The sequence below is a fragment of the Leclercia adecarboxylata genome (genome assembly GCF_006874705.1).
In the GTDB taxonomy this organism is placed as follows: Bacteria; Pseudomonadota; Gammaproteobacteria; order Enterobacterales; family Enterobacteriaceae; genus Enterobacter; species Enterobacter adecarboxylatus_C.
On sequence record NZ_CP035382.1, the window covers coordinates 2902638 to 2922821 of the forward strand.

Consider the following 20184-nt stretch of genomic DNA (forward strand, 5'->3'; position numbering starts at 1 on the left):
GCGCATCATTTGATGTGCCTTTTTTGTTTGTCCAGGCCTGATTTATGTGAGTTTATGCGAGTTGTGGGCTGACAATCGCCCCGGTTTCTTGTCACAATACGTCTTTACGCGCTGCGGTCAGGATTTCCGCCAGCGTCAGGTCACCAGTCACCTACAGCGGAGTGTGGTTACACCATGATGGACAGCTTACGCACGGCTGCTAACAGTCTCGTGCTCAAGATTATTTTCGGTATCATTATCGTGTCGTTCATTTTGACCGGCGTGAGCGGATACCTGATTGGCGGTAGTGCAAACTACGCCGCAAAAGTGAACGACCAGGAAATCAGCCGTGGGCAGTTTGAAAATGCATTTGCCGGTGAACGTAACCGCATGCAGCAACAGCTGGGCGATCAGTTCTCTGAGCTGGCGGCGAATGAAGGGTACATGAAAAACCTGCGTCAGCAGACGCTTAACCGTCTTATCGACGAAGCGCTGCTGGATCAGTACGCTCGTGAAATCGGTCTGAGCATCAGCGACGATCAGGTCAAGAAAGCCATTTTCTCTACCCCGGCTTTCCAGAATGACGGCAAATTCGATAATACCCGCTATAACGCGATCGTGAACCAGATGGGGATGACGCCGGATCAATACGCTCAGGCGCTGCGTAACCAGTTGACCACTCAGCAGCTGATCAACGCCGTGGTGGGTACGGATTTCATGCTCAAAGGCGAAGCGGATGAGCTGGCGACGCTGGTTTCTCAGCAACGCATCGTGCGTGAAGCCACTTTCGACGTTAACGCCCTTGCTGCGAAACAGCAGGCGAGCGACGAAGAGGTGAAAAGCTACTACGAGCAGAACAAAAACAACTTTACCGCCCCGGAGCAGTTCCGCGTGAGCTACATCAAGCTGGATGCGGCTGCGATGCAGGAAAACGCAACCGATGCGGAGATCCAGTCTTACTACGATCAGCATCAGGATCAGTTCACCCAACCACAGCGTAACCGTTTCAGCATCATTCAGACTAAAACTGAAGCCGAGGCCAAAGCGGCACTGGACGAGCTGAACAAAGGCACCGACTTCGCGACGGTCGCGAAAGAGAAATCTACCGACATCATCTCTGCCAAAAACGGCGGTGATATGGGCTGGCTGGAAGAGGGCACCACACCGGACGAGCTGAAAAATGCCGGCCTGAAAGAGAAAGGTCAACTTTCTGGTGTGATTAAATCCTCCGTCGGTTTCCTGGTAGTGCGTCTGGATGACATCACCTCTGCGACCACCAAACCGCTGGCTGACGTTCGCGATGATATCGCGGCGAAAGTGAAGCAGGAGAAAGCGCTGGATGGATTCTATGCGTTGCAGCAGAAAGTGAGCGACGCGGCCAGCAATGACAACGAATCGCTGGTCGGCGCTGAGCAGGCTGCGGGTGCGAAAGCGGTGACTACCGGTTGGTTTGGTCATGACAACCTGCCGGAAGAGCTGAACTTCAAACCGGTTGCGGATGCCATCTTCAATGGTGGTCTGGTAGGCGAAAACGGCACCCCGGGCAGCAACTCTGACATCATCACCGTCGACGGCGACCGCGCCTTTGTACTGCGCGTGAGCGAGCACAAGCCTGAAGCGATCAAGCCGCTGGAAGAAGTGAAAGATCAGATTACAGCGCTGGTTAAGCATAACAAAGCCGTGCAACAGGCGAAGCTGGACGCTGAGAAGCTGCTGGCTGAGCTGAAAGCCGGTAAAGGTGACGAGGCGCTGAAAGCGGCTGGCCTGAGCTTTGGCGAGGCGAAAACGCTGAGCCGTACCGGTCAGGATCCGATCAGCCAGGCGGCATTCGGTCTGAGCCTGCCGGCAAAAGACAAGCCAAGCTTCGGTATCGCCAACGATATGCAGGGCAACGTAGTGGTTCTGGCGCTGGACGAAGTGAAAGCGGGCACCATGCCGGAAGCGCAGAAGAAAGCAATGGTTCAGGGCATCACCCAGAACAACGCGCAAATTGCTTTCGAAGCACTGATGAGCAACCTGCGTAAAGAAGCCAAAATCAAGCTGGGCGATATCATCACCCAGCAGTAATTACGTTGCTGCTCGCAAATTTGAGCAACGTACTGCAACACTAAAAGGCCGCTTTCGCGGCCTTTTCCATTTCTGCAATCTGCTGTTTGTCCCGCAAAAGCGGCCCGTTTATGGTGAGTGGGCTGTCAACAAACAAGGAGAAAACAGCATGAAACCTGGAATCAAAGCCCTTTTTATTACGCTTGCCCTTGCGTCTGCAGGAATGAGCCACTGCGCGCTGGCGGCGACACCAGCCGCCAAAACGCAGGCCGCACAAGGTAAGTCTGATGCGCCACCCCTCGCCACATCACCCCAGCAGTCGAAAGCGGCGGAAGCGGAGAAGGGGCGGATCAGCATCAATTCTGCCTCGGCGGAGGCGCTGGCGCGGGTGATGAACGGCGTGGGGCTGAAGAAAGCCCAGGCGATCGTCAGCTACCGTGAAGAATACGGCCCGTTTAAAACCCTCGACGATCTCAAGCAGGTGCCCGGCATGGGCGGAGCGCTGGTGGAGCGTAACCTTGCGTATTTGACGCTGTAATCACTTGCACAGTGGCAAAAATTTGCCAGGATAAAGAGGTCATACCAGTTATGACCTCTGAATCTTATAAATAACAACTCTTAAGGCTATTGCGCTATGCAGACTCAAATCAAAGTACGCGGCTACCACCTCGATGTTTATCAACACGTTAATAACGCACGTTATCTGGAGTTTCTCGAAGAGGCGCGCTGGGACGGGCTGGAAAACAGCGAAAGTTTTCAGTGGATGACCGAGCGGCGTATCGCCTTTGTGGTGGCGAACATTAACATTAACTATCGCCGTCCCGCAGTCCTCAGCGATCTCCTCACCGTCATCAGCCAGCTACAACAGCTGAACGGTAAAAGTGGAGTGTTGAGTCAGGTAGTAACTCTCGAGCCGGAAGGGCAGGTGGTGGCAGATGCGTTAATTACCTTTGTCTGCATTGATCTAAAAACGCAAAAAGCGCTGCCGCTGGAAGGAGAGTTACGTGAGAAGCTGGAGCTGTTAATCAAATAACGCCGCTTCTGATGCCGGGTGAAGCGGAGACTTCCCCCGGCAGACTGGCCCGGATCAGTTAAGACCGGTTTTCTTTTTCAGGGCTGCCATCACTCCGGCTTTATCGGCCAGATAGTGGTTCAGACCGTTGGCACGCAGGTTACAGGCAGCGCACTGGCCACAGCCATCGCCCTGAATGCCGTTGTAGCAGGTCAGCGTTTCGTTACGTATCAGCTCCAGCTTGCCCCAGTAATCGGCCAGCGCCCAGGTCTCGGCTTTATCGAGCCACATCAGCGGCGTTTCGAAGCGGATATCTTTGGCCATCCCCAGATTCACGGCATGGTTAAGGGCTTTCACAAACTCGTCGCGGCAGTCCGGGTAACCGGAGAAGTCGGTTTCGCACACGCCGGTAATGATCGCCTCGGCTTTCACCTGGTAAGCGTAGATGGCAGTCAGGGTCAGGAAGAGAATATTACGTCCCGGCACGAAGGTATTCGGGATCCCCTCGGCATCCGGTTCGTAATCCGGCACCGGAATGCTGTCGCGGGTGAGGCTGCTCACCGCCAGTTCGTTGAGCAGGGTGACATCCAGAACCTTATGCGCCCGTGCACCGAGTTTCACCGCCAGTTTCTGCGCGACCTCAATTTCTTCGCTATGGCGCTGACCATAGTCAAAAGTCACACAGTGGACTTCATCATATTGCTGCAGAGCCTGAACCAGACAGGTCGTGGAGTCCTGACCTCCACTGAACACGACAACGGCACGTTTCATAAATCTTCCCAACTTGGACGGTTAAAAACCTATGGTAACGTCTGCCCGTGGCGGCGACCAGCTTCTTCACGTTTTCGGGGCCGGTAGCCAGGCCTCGGTAAAATCAAACCAGCCGCGCGGATTCAGGCGGATGCCGTTTACCCCCGGCGGGGCGCTGATTTGATACTGGTAGTTGAACAGCGGCGTCAGGACGGCACGCTCCATCAATTGGGAGAACACCTCTTTTAACGCCAGATGGCGCGCTGCGGCGTCGGGCAGAACCTGAACCGCATCCAGGGTTGCCATCAGATGCGCAAACTGCGGGGCGCTGAGCAGGTGCGGCCAGAGAGTATCGCAGCGCAACCACTGCTCCAGGGTATATTCCGGGGCCTCGCCAATCAACCTGTCGCCCATCATGATATCGGCATCCGGCAGGGCAGTGCAGCCATCCCAGGTTTTCGCGTCATGAAAAATCACCGTCAGCTGACAGCCTTCATGGGCCAGATAGCGTTTAAGCTGCTCCGCCATGGTGTGTAACTCCACCGGCAGGTGGTAAATCAGGGTGAGCGCCCTCGGCAGAGCGGTGGTGTTCGCCTGCGGCCACTGTGGGATTGACCAGCCCGGCAGCAACTCCTGGGTTGGGGTAATGAGATTCTCGTCCAGCGGCAGCGTATGCAGCAGCGAGGTGTGATGAATGATGTCGATCAGCCTGCGGGCCTGCACCTCGCTTAACCGACCGCTCTGCTTCAGCGTGAGATAACAAAAGCCGAGGCTGATGCTGTTACTGACCAGCCGCAAACTGGCAAGCTCCTCCGGTTCGCCAATGGCGATCTGCACCGGATGACGGCAGCTGGTGCCTAAATCCTGGGCAAAAAGCTGGGGAGTGATCCAGTATTCAATCGCTTTCAGCAGCGGATGTCCCAGATGATATTGCTCGTGGCTTTCCAGCCGGACCAGATCCGCATCGAAGATCGCCAGCCGGAACGGCCCGCTCCCCGTCAGAGGCTGTTCAGGGTGGGCAAGACGGCTACAGTAGCTTGCCAGGCGATGCGCCAGCCAGTGATCCGGCTGATGTAACACGAAGGTCAGGCACTGGGGGGGGGTCACCTCAATCTGTTTGATGCTGTTAAACAGTTTACGCAGCGCGGGCAGGGTGAGCAGTCGTGCCAGCTGGCTCTGTAGCTGGGCCGCCTCGACTTTGTCACCGTTATGCCAGTGCAGCGTGGAGCGAATGTAGAAGTGCCAGCGTAATCCATCAGCGGCGATCTCCCAGTGATGTGCCAGGTCGCCCCCCGGCTCGCTGCTGGTGTCGTTGAACCGCGTCAGGCCGGAAAAGATCTGCCCGACCAGATGCTGCTCGGCACGTCCGGGTAAAAAGCCCGGATGGAGCGGATCGAGTGGCCGGTAATAGGGAATGCGTAACGTCGGGGTGTTGTTCTGCCACTGCCCACCGAGAAAAGGATGCAGGAGGGCGCGCAGCGCCTGGGGTGCCAGCTGGGCCAGCTCCAGGGCATTGTGCTGCTGGCCGTTTTTCAGCGCCTGTTCCATCATCGTATTGCGCAATGATTCCGGCGTGACGTGAAAGCGCAGCTCGCCGCGCTTACCGCGCCCGGACTGGGCCTGCCAGCTTAGCCAGCCCGCCTCCTGGGCCTGACGCAAGAGCGTACGCACGTGTCGTTCACTGCAAAAACAGCGGCTGGCCAGTTCAGCCACGCTCACCTGCTGTGGCGCACCGGCTGAGGGTTGCCACAGCCGTTGGTACTGATTAAGTCGATTGAGCTGGCGCATAGGAAACCCGGAACAATAATTTTTATCTATTCAGTATTACTTCCGTATATATCACGCAATACTGATGCACAAGTTAACCCCCTCACATTTTTCGGAGTTCCCATGGCGCGGCTGGCTGCATTTGATATGGACGGCACCTTGTTAATGCCGGACCACCGTTTAGGCGACAAGACGCTGAGCGTGCTTAAGCGGCTGCACGAGCGCGACATTACGCTCACCTTTGCCACGGGCCGACATGTGCTGGAGATGCGCCACCTGATGGGCGCGCTCTGCCTTGATGCCTTTTTGATTACCGGCAACGGGACGCGCATTCACTCTCTGGAGGGGGAGGTGCTCTATCGTCAGGATCTGGCCCCGGATGTAGCGGAGCAGGTGCTGCACACCACCTGGGATACCCAGGCCAGCATTCACGTGTTTAACGACACCGGCTGGCTGACCGGAAAGGAAATCCCGGCACTGCTGGAGGCGCACGTCTACAGCGGCTTCCAGTATCAGCTGACCGATCTGCGCCGTATTCCGGCCCATGCGGTGACCAAAATCTGTTTTTGTGGCGATCACGACGATCTGTGCCGCCTGCGCATCCAGCTTAACGAGGCGTTGGGGAGTCGCGCGCATCTCACCTTCTCGGCGATCGATTGTCTGGAAGTGCTGCCGGTCGGGTGCAACAAAGGTTCTGCCCTGGCGGTGCTGAGCGATCATCTTGGCTTAACGTTGCAGGAGTGTATGGCGTTTGGCGATGCGATGAACGATCGCGAGATGCTGGGCAGCGTGGGCCGCGGCCTGATTATGGGCAATGCGATGCCACAACTGATCGCTGAGCTCTCGCATTTACCGGTTATCGGACACTGCCGCAACGAGGCCGTGTCCCATTTCTTAACCCATTGGCTGGATACACCTGATCTTCCTTATTCCCCCGAATAGTGAGACCCTTCCAGCAAGCCAGACGAGAGTCTGGCTTTTTTTATTTTACCAGCCGGGTAATCTCCGCCAGCCACGGCGTCACGTCGCCAATGTTGGTCTGCACCCACTCTGCGTTGTAGTAGGTATCCAGATAGCGCTCGCCGCTGTCGCATAACAGCGTAACGATGGAGCCGGTTTGTCTTGCCTCCCGCATCCGCGCGGCCAGCTGCAACGCACCCCACATATTGGTCCCGGTAGAGGCCCCAACCTTCCGGCCAAGCTGCGTTTCCAGCCAGTGGGCGGTGGCGACGCTGGCGGCATCCGGCACGCGGAGCATCTCGTCCACTACGTCAGGGATAAACGACGGCTCGACGCGCGGGCGGCCAATCCCTTCGATTTTGCTGCCCACCGGGCTGCGCAGGGCAGGGTCGCGCTGCTGCCAGTAATCGAGAAACACCGAGTTCTGCGGATCCACCACCATCAGGCGGGTATCGTAGCCCTGGCAACGAATATAGCGGCCAATGGTGGCCGAGGTGCCGCCGGTCCCGGCGCTCATCACGATATGGGCCGGCACCGGATGAGGCTCGTTTTGCATCTGGCGGAAAATACTGTCGGCAATGTTGTTATTGCCGCGCCAGTCCGTTGCCCGCTCCGCATAAGTAAACTGATCCATATAGTGACCGTTCAGCTCCCGGGCCAGCATCTCTGAGGCGGCATAAATTTCGCAGGCGCTTTCAACAAAGTGGCAGCGGCCGCCGTAAAATTCGATCTGTTCGATTTTGCGTTTTGCCGTACAGGAAGGCATAACGGCGATAAACGGCAGGCCGAGCAGGCGGGCAAACCAGGCTTCCGAGACGGCAGTGGACCCCGAAGAGGATTCGATGATTGTCGAGTCTTCTTTGATCCATCCATTACATAGCCCGTAAATGAACAACGAGCGTGCCAGACGGTGCTTCAGGCTGCCGGTCGGGTGGGTGCTTTCGTCTTTCAGATAGAGCTGAATACCGGCAAAACCCGGCAGGGTCAGGCGAATGAGGTGTGTGTCCGCCGATCGCTGATAATCGGCGTTAATTTCACTGATGGCGTTTTTAACCCAGGCGCTATTCATCTCGGTAATCCGTTTGTCATTTTGTGCCCAGCATAGCGAAAAGCACAGAAAAAATTGTTGCTATCTGGCCTTTAAAATAGAATGTAAGGAGAAAAATTTTCTCTGGAGGATGGATATGCTAGATAAAATTGACCGTAAGCTGCTGTCCTTACTGCAAAGCGACTGCACCCTCTCTTTGCAGGCGCTGGCGGATGCCGTTAATCTGACCACCACGCCCTGCTGGAAACGCCTTAAGCGACTTGAAGACGAAGGCATCCTGCTGGGACGCGTGGCGCTGCTCGATCCTGAAAAACTGGGGCTTGGACTGACCGCGTTTGTTCTGATAAAAACGCAGCACCACAGCAGCGACTGGTACTGCGGATTCGTCAGCGTAGTATCGGAGATGCCGGAAGTGCTGGGCTTCTGGCGGATGGCGGGCGAATACGACTACCTGATGCGCGTTCAGGTGGCGGACATGAAACGCTATGATGATTTCTATAAACGGCTGGTCAACAGCGTGCCAGGTCTGTCGAATGTCACCTCCAGCTTTGCGATGGAACAGATAAAATACACCACCGCCTTACCCATTGAATAACTTCCCGGCCCTGCCGGAATACGATCCTCAGGAAAAGACCGCGTGCGATTATTTGCTCAGTTAAGCTGGTACTTCCGCCGGGAGTGGCAACGCTATCTCGGTGCAGTGGCCCTGCTTATTATCATTGCCGTTCTGCAGCTCATCCCGCCGAAAGTGGTGGGCTATGTCGTGGATGGCGTAACGGAACAGCATTACACCACCGCACGGGTGATGATGTGGATCGGCACCCTGGTGCTGACGGCGGTAGTGGTCTATCTGCTGCGCTATGTCTGGCGCGTGCTGCTGTTCGGGGCCTCCTACCAGCTGGCGGTGGAACTGCGGGAGGATTTTTACCGCCAGCTCAGCCGCCAGCATCCGGAATTTTATCTGCGCCACCGCACCGGGGACCTGATCGCCCGCGCCACTAACGATGTGGACCGCGTGGTCTTTGCCGCCGGGGAGGGCGTACTGACCCTGGTGGACTCGCTGGTGATGGGCTGCGCAGTGCTGATTGTGATGTCCACGCAGATCAGCTGGCAGCTGACGCTGCTGGCCCTGTTGCCAATGCCCATTATGGCGCTGGCGATCAAACGCTACGGCGACCAGCTGCATGAACGCTTCAAGCTGGCGCAGGCGGCCTTCTCCTCACTCAACGACCGTACCCAGGAGAGCCTGACCAGTATCCGGATGATCAAAGCCTTCGGCCTGGAAGATCGCCAGTCGGCGCTGTTTGCCGCCGATGCCGCGGATACCGGGGCTAAAAACCTGCGCGTCGCCCGCATCGACGCCCGCTTTGATCCGACGATCTATATCGCCATTGGCACCGCCAACCTGCTGGCGATTGGCGGTGGCAGCTGGATGGTGATTAACGGTTCGCTGACCCTCGGCCAGCTGACCAGCTTTGCCATGTATCTGGGGCTGATGATCTGGCCGATGCTGGCCCTGGCCTGGATGTTTAATATCGTCGAGCGCGGCAGCGCGGCCTACAGCCGGATCCGCGCTATGCTTGCCGAAGCGCCAGTGGTCAACGATGGCAGCGAACGTGTGCCGGAGGGACGCGGCGAGCTGAAGGTTGCTATCCGCGCCTTTAGCTACCCGCACACGGAGCAGGCGACGCTCGAAAACGTCAGCTTCAGGCTGCAACCCGGACAGATGCTGGGCATCTGTGGCCCAACGGGCGCCGGAAAAAGCACTATCCTGTCGCTGATCCAGCGCCACTTTGATATTGACCAGGGCGAGATCCGTTTCCACGACATCCCGCTGCCGCAGCTGCAGCTGGATAGCTGGCGCAGCCGGCTGGCGGTAGTGAGCCAGACGCCGTTCCTCTTCTCCGACACTGTCGCCAACAATATTGCGCTGGGTTGCCCGCAGGCGACCCGGGAAGCGATCGAGCACGTCGCCCGTCTCGCCAGCGTGCATGAGGATATTCTGCGCCTGCCCCAGGGCTATGAAACCGAAGTGGGCGAGCGCGGCGTGATGCTCTCGGGCGGGCAGAAACAGCGTATCTCCATTGCCCGCGCGCTGCTGCTCAATGCCGAGATCCTGATCCTCGACGATGCCCTTTCCGCCGTCGACGGCCGCACCGAACATCAGATCCTGCATAACCTGCGCCAGTGGGGGGAAGGGCGTACGGTAATTATCAGCGCCCATCGTCTGTCGGCCCTGACCGAGGCGAGTGAGATTCTGGTGATGCAGCACGGGCATATTGCCCAGCGCGGGCAGCATGAACAGCTGGCGGACCAGCCGGGATGGTATCGCGATATGTATCGCTATCAACAACTGGAAGCGGCGCTGGATGACGTGCCGGACATGAACGAGGAGGCCGCCGATGCGTAGTTTTTCCCAGCTGTGGCCGACCCTTAAACGCCTGCTGGCGTATGGCTCGCCGTGGCGCAAACCCCTCTCGCTGGCGGTGGTGTTGCTGTGGATTGCGGCGATCGCCGAAGTGACCGGCCCGCTGCTGATCAGCTATTTCATCGACAATATGGTGGCAAAGAACTATCTCCCGCTCGGCCTGGTGACCGGGCTGGCTGTGGCCTATGTTGGCTTGCAACTGCTTGCGGCCGGATTGCACTATGCCCAGTCGCTGCTGTTTAACCAGGCCGCCGTTGGGGTGGTACAGCAACTGCGTACCGACGTAATGGATGCCGCCCTGCGTCAGCCGCTGAGCGAATTCGATACCCAGCCCGTCGGGCAGATCATCTCCCGCGTCACCAACGATACGGAAGTGATCCGCGATCTCTATGTCACGGTGGTCGCCACGGTGCTGCGCAGCGCCGCCCTTGTCGGCGCCATGCTGGTGGCGATGTTCAGCCTCGAGTGGCGCATGGCGCTGGTGGCGATGGCCATCTTCCCGGCGGTGATGATTGTGATGATTATCTACCAGCGCTACAGCACGCCGATTGTCCGTCGCGTGCGGGCTTATCTGGCGGATATCAACGATGGCTTCAACGAAGTTATCAACGGCATGAGCGTTATCCAGCAGTTCCGCCAGCAGGAGCGCTTTGGCGAGCGGATGGGCGAGGCCAGCCGCTCCCACTATATGGCCCGCATGCAGACCCTGCGGCTGGATGGTTTTCTCCTGCGCCCGCTGCTCAGCCTGTTCTCGGCACTGGTGCTGTGCGGACTGCTGATGCAGTTTGGTTTTGCCGCTGGCGGCACCATTGAGGTCGGCGTGCTCTATGCCTTTATCAGCTATCTGGGCCGTCTTAACGAGCCGCTGATCGAGCTGACCACCCAGCAGTCGATGCTGCAACAGGCGGTGGTTGCCGGCGAGCGCGTCTTTGAGCTGATGGATCGTCCGCGTCAGGCCTACGGTCATGACAATCGCGACCTGCAAAGCGGCACCATTGAGTTTGATAAGGTCTCTTTCGCCTATCGCGACGATCGGCTGGTGTTGCAGGATATCGATCTGAAGGTCCCCTCCCGGAGCTTTGTGGCGCTGGTAGGCCATACCGGCAGCGGTAAAAGTACCCTCGCCAGCCTGCTGATGGGGTACTACCCGCTCACCGAAGGGGAAATTCGCCTCGACGGGCGTCCGCTCTCGACCCTGAGCCACGCCGCGCTGCGTAAAGGGGTGGCGATGGTGCAGCAGGATCCGGTGGTGCTGGCCGATACCTTCTTCGCCAACGTCACGCTCGGGCGGCCGTTTAACGAGGAGCAGGTTTGGGACGTGCTGGAGAAAGTGCAGCTGGCAGAACTGGCGCGTGGCCTGCATGACGGCATTCACACCCGCCTCGGCGAGCAGGGGAATAACCTCTCCGTGGGGCAAAAACAGCTGCTGGCCCTGGCGCGGGTGCTGATTGATACGCCGCAGGTGCTGATCCTCGATGAAGCCACGGCCAGCATTGACTCCGGCACCGAGCAGGCGATCCAGCAGGCGCTGACCGCGGTACGTGAACACACTACGCTGGTGGTGATCGCCCACCGCCTGTCGACCATTGTTGAGGCGGATACCATTCTGGTGCTTCATCGCGGCCAGGCGGTTGAGCGCGGTACCCATAAGCAACTGCTTGAGGCGAAAGGGCGTTACTGGCAGATGTATCAGCTGCAACTGGCCGGTGAAGAGCTGGCCGCCAGCACGCGCGAAGAGTCGCTCAGCGCCTGATGCACTAAAATTAAGCAACCTGCCAGCCGCTGAATCGGTTGGTGCAAAAATGAAACGCATCATGCACTGTCATGGTGCGTTTTTTTTCGCCTTCTCTACGCCACGCCTCGTCCCCCCTCTCTTTTCAATTCTGGCACACCACTTGCAATACCTAATCCGTTCGCGAGCCATTACCGAATTCTGACTGGAGAGATATATGAAGCTGGTTACCGTGGTCATCAAACCATTCAAGCTCGAAGACGTGCGTGAAGCACTCTCTTCAATGGGTATTCAGGGACTAACCGTCACCGAGGTGAAAGGCTTTGGGCGACAGAAAGGTCATGCGGAGCTGTACCGTGGCGCCGAGTACAGCGTCAACTTCCTGCCAAAAGTGAAGATTGACGTGGCGATCGCCGACGATCAGCTGGATGACGTTATCGACGTGATTAGCAAAGCAGCCTACACCGGCAAAATTGGCGACGGCAAAATTTTCGTTGCTGAGCTGCAACGCGTTATTCGCATTCGTACAGGCGAAGCCGACGAAGCGGCACTGTAAAAAATCAGGCACACAGTGATAGGGATCGAGAAAATGAACACAACAACATTCAAAGCAGGTCTGGGGTCTCTGGCACTGCTGCCGGGGCTGGCAATGGCTGCACCAGCGGTGGCAGACAAAGCCGATAACGCCTTTATGATGATTTGCACCGCGCTGGTGCTGTTTATGACTATTCCGGGGATTGCGCTGTTTTACGGCGGCCTGATCCGCGGCAAAAACGTCCTCTCCATGCTCACTCAGGTGACGGTGACCTTCGCCCTGGTGTGCGTCCTGTGGGTGGTTTACGGCTACTCGCTGGCCTTCGGTGAAGGTAACGCCTTCTTCGGCAGCTTCAACTGGGCGATGCTGAAAAATATCGAGCTGACCGCGGTGATGGGCAGCTTCTATCAGTACATCCACGTGGCGTTCCAGGGCTCGTTCGCCTGTATCACCGTCGGGCTGATTGTCGGGGCGCTGGCGGAACGTATTCGCTTCTCCGCGGTGCTGATCTTCGTCGTGGTATGGCTGACGCTCTCCTATGTGCCGGTGGCGCATATGGTCTGGGGCGGCGGTCTGCTGGGCTCACATGGCGCGCTGGACTTTGCGGGCGGTACCGTGGTTCACATCAACGCCGCAGTGGCGGGCCTGGTGGGGGCATACCTGATCGGTAAACGCGTCGGTTTTGGCAAAGAGGCCTTCAAACCGCATAACCTGCCGATGGTCTTTACCGGCACCGCCATCCTCTACTTCGGCTGGTTTGGCTTTAACGCCGGTTCCGCCAGTGCAGCCAACGAAATTGCGGCGCTGGCCTTCGTGAACACTGTTGTGGCCACGGCGGGCGCTATCCTCTCGTGGATCTTTGGCGAGTGGGCGGTACGCGGTAAACCATCCCTGCTGGGTGCCTGTTCCGGTGCCATTGCCGGTCTGGTGGGCATCACCCCGGCCTGTGGTTTTGTCGGTGTCGGCGGTGCGCTGATCATCGGTATCGTCGCGGGTCTGGCCGGTCTGTGGGGCGTCACTGCGCTGAAACGTGTGCTGCGTGTGGACGATCCTTGTGATGTCTTTGGCGTGCACGGCGTGTGCGGCATCATCGGCTGTATTATGACCGGTTTCTTCGCCTCTACCTCACTGGGCGGCGTCGGCTACGCAGAAGGCGTGACCATGGGACATCAGGTTCTGGTTCAGCTGGAAAGTATCGCCATCACGGTGGTCTGGTCGGGCGTAGTGGCCTTTATCGGCTATAAACTGGCGGACATGACGGTGGGTCTGCGCGTGCCGGAAGAGCAGGAGCGTGAAGGTCTGGACGTCAACAGCCACGGCGAGAATGCGTATAACGCGTAATGTGAGGTATTGCCCGGTGGTGCTACGCTTACCGGGCCTACGGATTATGCTTTTGAAGGCCGGGTAAGGCGAAGCCGCCGCCCGGCTTTTTCACATCATCCCCGATTACGCATCACCCCTTCCTGCACCGTAGAAGCCACCAGGACGCCGTCCTGCGTATAGAACTCACCGCGAACAAACCCACGGGCGCTCGACGCCGACGTGCTCTCCACGCTGTACAGCAGCCAGTCGTTCATATCGAACGGACGGTGGAACCACATCGAGTGGTCGATAGTGGCAACCTGCATCCCTTTTTCAAGGAAACCTACGCCGTGCGGTTGCAGCGCGACCGGCAGGAAGTTGAAATCGGACGCGTAACCCAGCAGATACTGATGGACGCGGAAATCTTCCGGCACCGTCCCGTTGGCGCGGATCCAGACCTGACGCGCCGGCTCGGCGGTATGGCCCTTCATCGGGTTATGGAACTCAACCGGGCGGATCTCCAGCGGTTTGTCGCAGAGAAACTTCTCTTTCACCTGCGGGGGCAGCAGATGCGCCAGCGCGCGGGCAATATCCGTTTCAGACTTTAATTCGTCCGGTGCCGGGGCAGGGGGCATCGTTTTCTGATGCTCATAGCCCGGCTCCGGTGCCTGGAACGACGCCGTCATATAGAAGATCGGCTTACCGTTCTGCACCGCGGCCACGCGGCGGGCGCTGAAGCTGTTGCCATCACGCAGGACTTCTACGTCATAAACGATTGGTTTCTGGCTGTCGCCAGGGCGCAAAAAGTAGCTGTGAAAGGAGTGCACAAAGCGTTCCGCAGGTACTGTCTCTTTAGCTGCGTAGAGGGCTTGCCCCACAACCTGACCGCCGAATACCTGGCGCAAGCCCAGATCTTCGCTTTGTCCCCGAAAGAGTCCTTCTTCAATTTTTTCCAGGTTTAATAATGTCAGCAGATTGCCTAGTGCCTGACTCATAGTCGTCCTCAATTAAAACGCCGTGGCGAAAGATAGGCAGAGTATAACGCAGAAATGGAAGTGGTCCGATGGGTGCAATAATCTGAATAACAGGGAGATTCCAGGCATAAATAATTGATGTGTGCCACACTTACTCTCGTTAACCTGGTATTAACCACTCATCTGGCGGTATCGATCCCGCTGGTGCATTGATGATAAGGAGAACTCAATGAAACTCGTGCACGCGTTAAGTGGTTTAGCGGTAGCGGTTGCTCTCTCTGCCTGTGCAGATAAAAGTGCAGACATCCAGACGCCAGCGCCAAACCCAAACACTGCTGCCGTGGCGGCTCAACCCACCATTCAGCAGCCAAATGTTTCCGGGACCATCTGGATCCGTCAGAAAGTGGCTTTGCCGCCGGATGCGATATTAACCGTCACCCTGTCTGATGCCTCTCTGGCCGACTCACCGTCGAAAGTACTGGCGCAGCAGGCGACCCGTACCGAAGGTAAACAGGCTCCGTTCAAGTTTGAACTGCCGTTTAACCCGGCGGACGTGCAGCCTAACGCGCGTATTCTGCTGAGTGCCGCGATCACCATTAACGATAAGGTCGTACTGGTGACCGATATCGTGAAACCGGTAATTAATCAGGGCGGGACCAAAGCCGATCTGGTGCTGGTGCCTGTACAGCAGACCGAGTTGCCGTTACAGCCTGGCGGCGGTGCGCCCACGACCGTACCTTCCACTTCGCCAACTCAGGTGAGCCCGTCTACGGCCACCCCGGCACCTACCCAGCTTTAATGTCGCCAGCCCCTCTCGCCTGAGAGGGGCTGTTTAATACCGCCAGCGGTATTGCTGCAAATCAATCTCCCCGCTACCTGATACCTGTACCCCTTCGCTGAGCAAGGCCTGACGCTGACGCTGTAAATCAGGGCCGGTTAAGGAGATCGCCCCGTGGCGGTTCACCACCCGATGCCAGGGCAGGGTACTGCCTTCCGGTAGCCGTTTAAGTACGCCGCCCACCTGCCGTGCAGCGCGTGGAGAACCTGCCAGGCGTGCTACTTCGCCATAGGTGGTGACGCTACCTTCGGGAATTGAGGCTACTATCTGCCAGACCCGCTGAGGAAAAGAGTCGTGCTCATCCATTTTTTGCTCCTGTGTTGAGGGCATAATAAAGATTACCCGGCAAGACAGGAAGAAAGCGTGCACTCTGTAAACGCTTTGCGCAATAAACCATCACCCGGACGCCGTTAACTTGCAATTGCTATCTGGTACAGTGATAATGCGCCAGCGCGTTGGTTAACAACGCTCTCAATGGGGGCTCTGTTGGTTCTCCCGCAACGCTACTCTGTTCACCAGGTCAGGTCCGGAAGGAAGCAGCCAGGGCAGACGACGTGTGTGCCGGGATGTAGCTGGCAGGGCCCCCACCCATTTCTGCCTTCCGCAAAATTTTTCGTCTTCTCCCATCATTCAGCACTTTCATGCCACAGGCCCAACTTCTTTTCGTTTACCCATAGCAACCCTAAGCACATTATATATTTCTGAACTGACCTGTTTATTTCGTTAATTGTCATCATACTGAAATGTGGTTGTCATTATTCTGTCATAAATGTTGTGCAGGGTAAGTGTGACATTTTTATGATATATAAGCAGGCAATATATATCTGGATAATAATGATAACTTCGTGTATTAATTTAACAAATTGATGTCAAGGACGTAGCCACCATGACCACTGCCGTGCTGAATGTAAAAATCGACGAAGCGCTGAAAGAGAAGCTTCGTCATTACGCAGAAGTGAACAATGAGAATCTCAGCGTTACCACAGAGAAACTGCTGCAAATGGCCTTTGCTGTAGCAGACGAGGCGGGAGTAACGGAAGAGGATATCGACAATCAACATACGGAAGAAGAGAACGTAGCACCTTTTACTCCTAAAGAAATCAAAGCATTAAGAAAAATTCTGAAGAAGAAAAAATGAAACAATATCAGCAATCCACCGCCAGCAGCTACTCGGAAGCCTGCACGCTTCTGCGCTCTGGCTATGTCAAACATGTCCGCCTGGGCTGGGATGTTGGCAGTGATGAGTTCTTTCGAATTGCGTCTGACTGGTGTGATACCGGCGCAAAAATAAAGAAAGAAGGCGATAGTTTTGTTATTTCCCTGAAAGGTTTCCCTATCCCTGCTCAGCACTGACTTCTTTCCTGCTGAAAATGTCTGACTGTAACTATTACAGTCAGACATTTTTAAATCGTCGTTTTTACGCCGTTATTTGTGCGCCCGCTCACTTCTTCCCGGTAATAAATGTCGCTGTTACAGTCGCTCCTTTGCAGGCAGACGATTATACCAGGGGGCGTTTTAACACTTGTCCGCTTTCATTCAGCGCCAGCCACAGCGGCTTGATCCGCATCAGCGCGCTTTCCAGCTCCGCCGGCTCCAGCGAAAAGGGCATCCGCAGATAGCGATCAAAGGCCCCGGAAAGACCGAAGCGCGTACCGGTTCCCAGATGAATACCTGCCGCTTCGGCGCGGGTAGCCAGTTGGGTGGCTAACATATCCGGCAGCTCCACCCAGTAGGAGAGCCCACCTTCCGGCATCTGGAAACGCCACTGGGGAAAATGTTCCCTCAGTAACGTCGCACAGCGATCGCGGTGCTCACGCAGCATTTGACGCCGCGCCGGTAAAAATGTGTCGCCGTTCTCAATCAACCACAGGGTTGCCAGCTGCTCCAGCAGCGGCGAGCCGAGATCGAGGGTATCGCGGGTTTGCGCCAGGGTTGCGATAGTGCGCGCCGGGGCGCGAATCCAGCCCAGACGCAGGCCTCCCCAGAAACTTTTTCCCGCCGAGCCCAGCGTAATGACATTGCCGTTCGGGCAGAAGGCCGCCAGCGGCGGCGGTGGAGGGGCATCGAACCAGAGATCGGCCATGGTTTCATCCACCACCAGCGTGGTGCGGGCCCGGGCAGCAATAGCGGCAATGGCCTCACGGCTGGCCGCGTCCATGCAGCGGCCGGTGGGATTGTGAAAGTCCGGCATCAGGTACGCCAGGCGAGGCGCGGTCTGGGCGAGGGTGGCGGCAAAGCCGTCGATATCCCAGCCGGTCTGCGGCAGCGACACACCAACTGGCCGGCAGGAGGCTCCCTGAATGGCGGCGATAGCCAGCGGGTAGGTAGGGTGATCCACCACCACCCTGTCGCCGGGTCCGGTGAACATCCGCAGCACCAGCGCCAGCCCGCTGACGGCACCGTTCACCACCATCACCTCTTCCGCGCGGGTAGGCAGTCCTCGTGCCCTGTAGCGCGCGGCGATGGCCTCGCGCAGCCCCAGCAAACCCAGCTGGTCGTAGCCGGTTTGCGTCAGATGCTGCGTAATAGCGGTCAGGGCGTGGGTATAGGCCTGATGGATCTTCGGTCCGGCGCCCAGTGCAGCGGTGGAGAGATCCAGCGCCGCGCTGGCATTGGCGCGGGTCGGGGGCGTGCGGCTGTCGGGCAGGATTACCCGGGATCCGCTGCCATGGCGACTTTCGAGATAGCCTTCATCGCGCAGATGCGCAAGCGCGCTGCTGACGGTGGTACGGCTCACCTCCAGGGTTAAGGCCAGCTCGCGCTCGCCCGGCAGGCGCGTATCCAGCGCCAGCCTGCCGTCGAGGATCAGCAGGCGTAACGCATCGGCCAGCTGACGCCATAGCGGGGTACGGGAGGGCTCCTGCTGCCAGTGGCCCAACAGGCGAACTAATGACTGGCTTCCAAATCGACGCGATGACATAAGCAGTCCACTTTTTCAAAACTGGACATTAATCATAGTGCCATTTCAGGTAATGATGAAAGCACCGCTAACCGGAGAAAGATCATGTTGCGTCGATTACTTCAGCTTTACGTCGGATTAAGCCTGTATGGCCTGTCAACGGCGATGTTTATACGATCGGATCTGGGGGCCGATCCCTGGAATGTCTTCCACCTCGGGGTGGCAAAACTGCTGGCCATGGATATTGGCACCGTCATCATCCTGACCGGCGTGCTGGTGCTGCTGCTGTGGATCCCGCTGCGACTGCGCCCGGGTCTCGGCACCATCAGTAACGTGATTGCCATTGGCCTAGCGGCCGACGTCGCACTGACGTTTATCCCGGCTATCGACTCCCTGGTGGCGCGCAGCCTGTTACTGGTGAGCGCGGTGATCGTCAATGCGCTGGCGACGGGCATGTACATTGGCGCCGGGTTTGGCGCCGGGCCGCGCGACGGCCTGATGACCGGGATCAACGCCCGTACCGGCTGGTCGGTACGCAGCGTGCGCACGGCGATTGAGGTTTCAGTCCTGCTGTTTGGCTGGGTGCTGGGAGGCACTTTTGGTGTGGGAACCGTGCTGTATGCCTTAAGCATCGGCCCGCTGATCCAGATTTGTCTGCCGTGGTTTCGTCAGAAGCCGCGCCTCTTAGCTCCGCAGCCTGAGCGCGTTGTCTGATTTTGCGAAGCGCTCACATGCTTTACGCGATGGGTTATGACAGAATACGCGCATCAGTCATTGCAACGCGACGCGCATGAAAGCCATAACCCTTTACGATGTTGCCCGCCTGGCGGGCGTTTCCTATCAAACCGTCTCGCGGGTCATTAATGATGCGGCGCATGTCTCCGCCCGGACCCGGGAAAAAGTGCTCCAGGCGATGGCCGAATTGCACTATGTCCCCAACCGCGGGGCCCAGCAGCTGGCGGGAAAGCGCACCCGCACCCTGGGGCTGATCACCACCGACCTGGCCCTGCATGCCCCCTCGCAGATTGCCTCGGCGGTCAAGACCCGCGCAGGCGAGCGCGGGGCGAGCGTGCTGATCTCCATGGTCGAAAATCCGCAGCAGTGTCTTGCGGCAGTGCAGGAGCTGCTGGCGCAGCGCGTGGAGGGTCTGCTGGTCAACGTACCGCTGGAGGACGAGCTGGCAGAAAGTTTGCAGGCGCAGGCCGCCCCGGTACCGGTGTTATTTCTTGATGTCTCGCCCACCGCCCGGGTGCACAGCCTGGTGTTTGATGCCGAACAGGGCGCAACGCTCGGCGCGCATCATCTGCTGGCGCTGGGCCATCAGCGGATCGCCCTGCTCGGTGGGCCACGAAGTTCCGTTTCGGCGCGTGCCCGTCTTGCGGGCTGGCTGTCCACTCTGGAGGCGGCAGGGGTGGAGCCCTGCGCCATCGCCCAGGGCGACTGGAGCGCTGCCTCGGGTTACGAGAAAGGCCATCAGCTGTTGGCCGGTGCCACACTCCCGCAAGCGATTCTGGTGGCAAACGATCAGATGGCGCTCGGCGTGATGCGTGCCTGCGCCGAAAAAGGCATTACCGTGCCGGGCCAGCTCTCGGTGGTAGGGTTTGACGATACCACCGACAGCGCGTGGTTCACCCCGCCACTGACCACCGTTCGCCAGGCCTTTCGCGAGGCAGGGCTGCGCAGCGTGGAGTGGCTGCTGGGGCAGCAGGGTCACGCCGGGCAGGAGCCCGCACAAACCCGTCTCCCTGTCACCCTGGTCGAACGACACTCCACCGCCCGGGAAGGGATCCCACAGGGGAGTGAAGATCTCGCTCAGCAGCTAAAATCCCTGGCCCTGCTGGCTGAACAGCTGGCGCGCCGTTAACGCTTTTGTGATCGCCATCGCTTCATGACGCTCTCCTGCTTTACCCTGTC

Annotated in this window: 19 protein-coding genes, 1 other RNA gene and 1 pseudogene; 15 read left to right on the forward strand and 6 right to left on the reverse strand. The window is 58.0% G+C overall.

Features of this window, described 5'->3' with window-relative positions; all coding sequences use genetic code 11:
* Nucleotides 1–174 precede the first annotated feature (174 nt).
* The 3 genes from ppiD (at nt 175) to ES815_RS14785 (ending at nt 3058) form a co-directional block, all read left to right on the forward strand.
* Entirely contained in the window at nt 175–2046 is a 1872-nt protein-coding gene (gene ppiD / locus ES815_RS14775; RefSeq protein ID WP_142488439.1) for a peptidylprolyl isomerase, read from the forward strand.
* A gap of 148 nt (nt 2047–2194) precedes the next feature.
* A complete protein-coding gene (locus ES815_RS14780) occupies nt 2195–2563 on the forward strand; it encodes a helix-hairpin-helix domain-containing protein (protein WP_142488440.1) in 369 nt (122 codons plus the stop codon).
* Nucleotides 2564–2659: 96 nt separating this feature from the next.
* A complete protein-coding gene (locus ES815_RS14785) occupies nt 2660–3058 on the forward strand; it encodes a YbgC/FadM family acyl-CoA thioesterase (protein WP_142488441.1) in 399 nt (132 codons plus the stop codon).
* Nucleotides 3059–3112: 54 nt separating this feature from the next.
* Here the strand turns inward: ES815_RS14785 and queC are convergent, their stop codons facing one another.
* Nucleotides 3113–3808 carry a 7-cyano-7-deazaguanine synthase QueC gene (gene queC, locus ES815_RS14790; RefSeq protein WP_142488442.1) on the reverse strand — a complete coding sequence of 232 codons (696 nt, stop codon included), beginning with the start codon at nt 3806–3808 and terminating at the stop codon, nt 3113–3115.
* 66 nt (nt 3809–3874) lie between these two features.
* Complete coding sequence (locus ES815_RS14795) at nt 3875–5575, reverse strand: SgrR family transcriptional regulator (RefSeq protein WP_142488443.1); 1701 nt, start codon at nt 5573–5575, stop codon at nt 3875–3877.
* Between the two features lie 102 nt (nt 5576–5677).
* Here ES815_RS14795 and cof point away from each other — a divergent pair, with 102 nt between their 5' ends.
* Entirely contained in the window at nt 5678–6496 is an 819-nt protein-coding gene (cof, locus tag ES815_RS14800; RefSeq protein ID WP_142488444.1) for an HMP-PP phosphatase, read from the forward strand.
* A 40-nt stretch (nt 6497–6536) separates the two neighbouring features.
* Here the strand turns inward: cof and ES815_RS14805 are convergent, their stop codons facing one another.
* A complete protein-coding gene (locus ES815_RS14805) occupies nt 6537–7583 on the reverse strand; it encodes a PLP-dependent cysteine synthase family protein (protein WP_142488445.1) in 1047 nt (348 codons plus the stop codon).
* A 115-nt stretch (nt 7584–7698) separates the two neighbouring features.
* Between ES815_RS14805 and ES815_RS14810 the strand changes: the two genes are divergently transcribed.
* The 5 genes from ES815_RS14810 (at nt 7699) to amtB (ending at nt 13598) form a co-directional block, all read left to right on the forward strand.
* A complete protein-coding gene (locus ES815_RS14810) occupies nt 7699–8157 on the forward strand; it encodes an Lrp/AsnC family transcriptional regulator (RefSeq protein WP_106992153.1) in 459 nt (152 codons plus the stop codon).
* Nucleotides 8158–8199: 42 nt separating this feature from the next.
* Nucleotides 8200–9972, forward strand: coding sequence for a SmdA family multidrug ABC transporter permease/ATP-binding protein (locus ES815_RS14815; protein ID WP_142488447.1), 1773 nt, complete (start codon nt 8200–8202; stop codon nt 9970–9972).
* On the forward strand, nt 9965–11743 hold the full coding sequence (locus ES815_RS14820; protein ID WP_142488448.1) for a SmdB family multidrug efflux ABC transporter permease/ATP-binding protein: 1779 nt from the start codon (nt 9965–9967) through the stop codon (nt 11741–11743). Before ES815_RS14815 ends, ES815_RS14820 begins: the two co-directional genes overlap by 8 nt.
* Before the next feature lie 196 nt (nt 11744–11939).
* Nucleotides 11940–12278 carry a P-II family nitrogen regulator gene (gene glnK, locus ES815_RS14825; RefSeq protein ID WP_142488449.1) on the forward strand — a complete coding sequence of 113 codons (339 nt, stop codon included), beginning with the start codon at nt 11940–11942 and terminating at the stop codon, nt 12276–12278.
* Between the two features lie 33 nt (nt 12279–12311).
* On the forward strand, nt 12312–13598 hold the full coding sequence (amtB, locus tag ES815_RS14830) for an ammonium transporter AmtB (RefSeq protein WP_142488450.1): 1287 nt from the start codon (nt 12312–12314) through the stop codon (nt 13596–13598).
* A 95-nt stretch (nt 13599–13693) separates the two neighbouring features.
* Here the strand turns inward: amtB and tesB are convergent, their stop codons facing one another.
* Entirely contained in the window at nt 13694–14554 is an 861-nt protein-coding gene (gene tesB / locus ES815_RS14835; protein ID WP_106992157.1) for an acyl-CoA thioesterase II, read from the reverse strand.
* A 208-nt stretch (nt 14555–14762) separates the two neighbouring features.
* Here tesB and ES815_RS14840 point away from each other — a divergent pair, with 208 nt between their 5' ends.
* Nucleotides 14763–15332: a YbaY family lipoprotein gene (locus ES815_RS14840; RefSeq protein ID WP_142488451.1), complete on the forward strand. Its 570-nt coding sequence runs from the start codon at nt 14763–14765 to the stop codon at nt 15330–15332.
* A 33-nt stretch (nt 15333–15365) separates the two neighbouring features.
* On the opposite strand, the pseudogene ES815_RS14845 reads toward ES815_RS14840, so the two are convergent.
* Nucleotides 15366–15689: pseudogene (locus tag ES815_RS14845) on the reverse strand (MGMT family protein); the annotation flags it as partial.
* Between the two features lie 166 nt (nt 15690–15855).
* On the opposite strand from ES815_RS14845, the gene ffs reads away from it, so the two are divergent.
* The 3 genes from ffs (at nt 15856) to ES815_RS14860 (ending at nt 16724) form a co-directional block, all read left to right on the forward strand.
* Nucleotides 15856–15952: signal recognition particle sRNA small type (gene ffs / locus ES815_RS14850), an RNA gene on the forward strand.
* A 305-nt stretch (nt 15953–16257) separates the two neighbouring features.
* The gene (locus ES815_RS14855; RefSeq protein WP_142488453.1) at nt 16258–16509 is read left to right on the forward strand and encodes a hypothetical protein; all 252 of its coding nucleotides are present in this window, start codon (nt 16258–16260) and stop codon (nt 16507–16509) included.
* Nucleotides 16506–16724 (forward strand): hypothetical protein, encoded by a 219-nt coding sequence (locus ES815_RS14860; protein WP_142488454.1) that lies wholly within the window; start codon nt 16506–16508, stop codon nt 16722–16724. Before ES815_RS14855 ends, ES815_RS14860 begins: the two co-directional genes overlap by 4 nt.
* A 145-nt stretch (nt 16725–16869) precedes the next feature.
* On the opposite strand, the gene ES815_RS14865 is transcribed toward ES815_RS14860, so the two are convergent.
* Nucleotides 16870–18291 (reverse strand): PLP-dependent aminotransferase family protein, encoded by a 1422-nt coding sequence (locus tag ES815_RS14865; protein ID WP_142488455.1) that lies wholly within the window; start codon nt 18289–18291, stop codon nt 16870–16872.
* Nucleotides 18292–18375: 84 nt separating this feature from the next.
* Between ES815_RS14865 and ES815_RS14870 the strand changes: the two genes are divergently transcribed.
* Both ES815_RS14870 and ES815_RS14875 read left to right on the forward strand, forming a co-directional pair.
* Nucleotides 18376–18984: a YczE/YyaS/YitT family protein gene (locus ES815_RS14870; RefSeq protein WP_142488456.1), complete on the forward strand. Its 609-nt coding sequence runs from the start codon at nt 18376–18378 to the stop codon at nt 18982–18984.
* 76 nt (nt 18985–19060) lie between these two features.
* On the forward strand, nt 19061–20134 hold the full coding sequence (locus tag ES815_RS14875) for a LacI family DNA-binding transcriptional regulator (RefSeq protein ID WP_142488457.1): 1074 nt from the start codon (nt 19061–19063) through the stop codon (nt 20132–20134).
* Nucleotides 20135–20184: the final 50 nt, after the last annotated feature.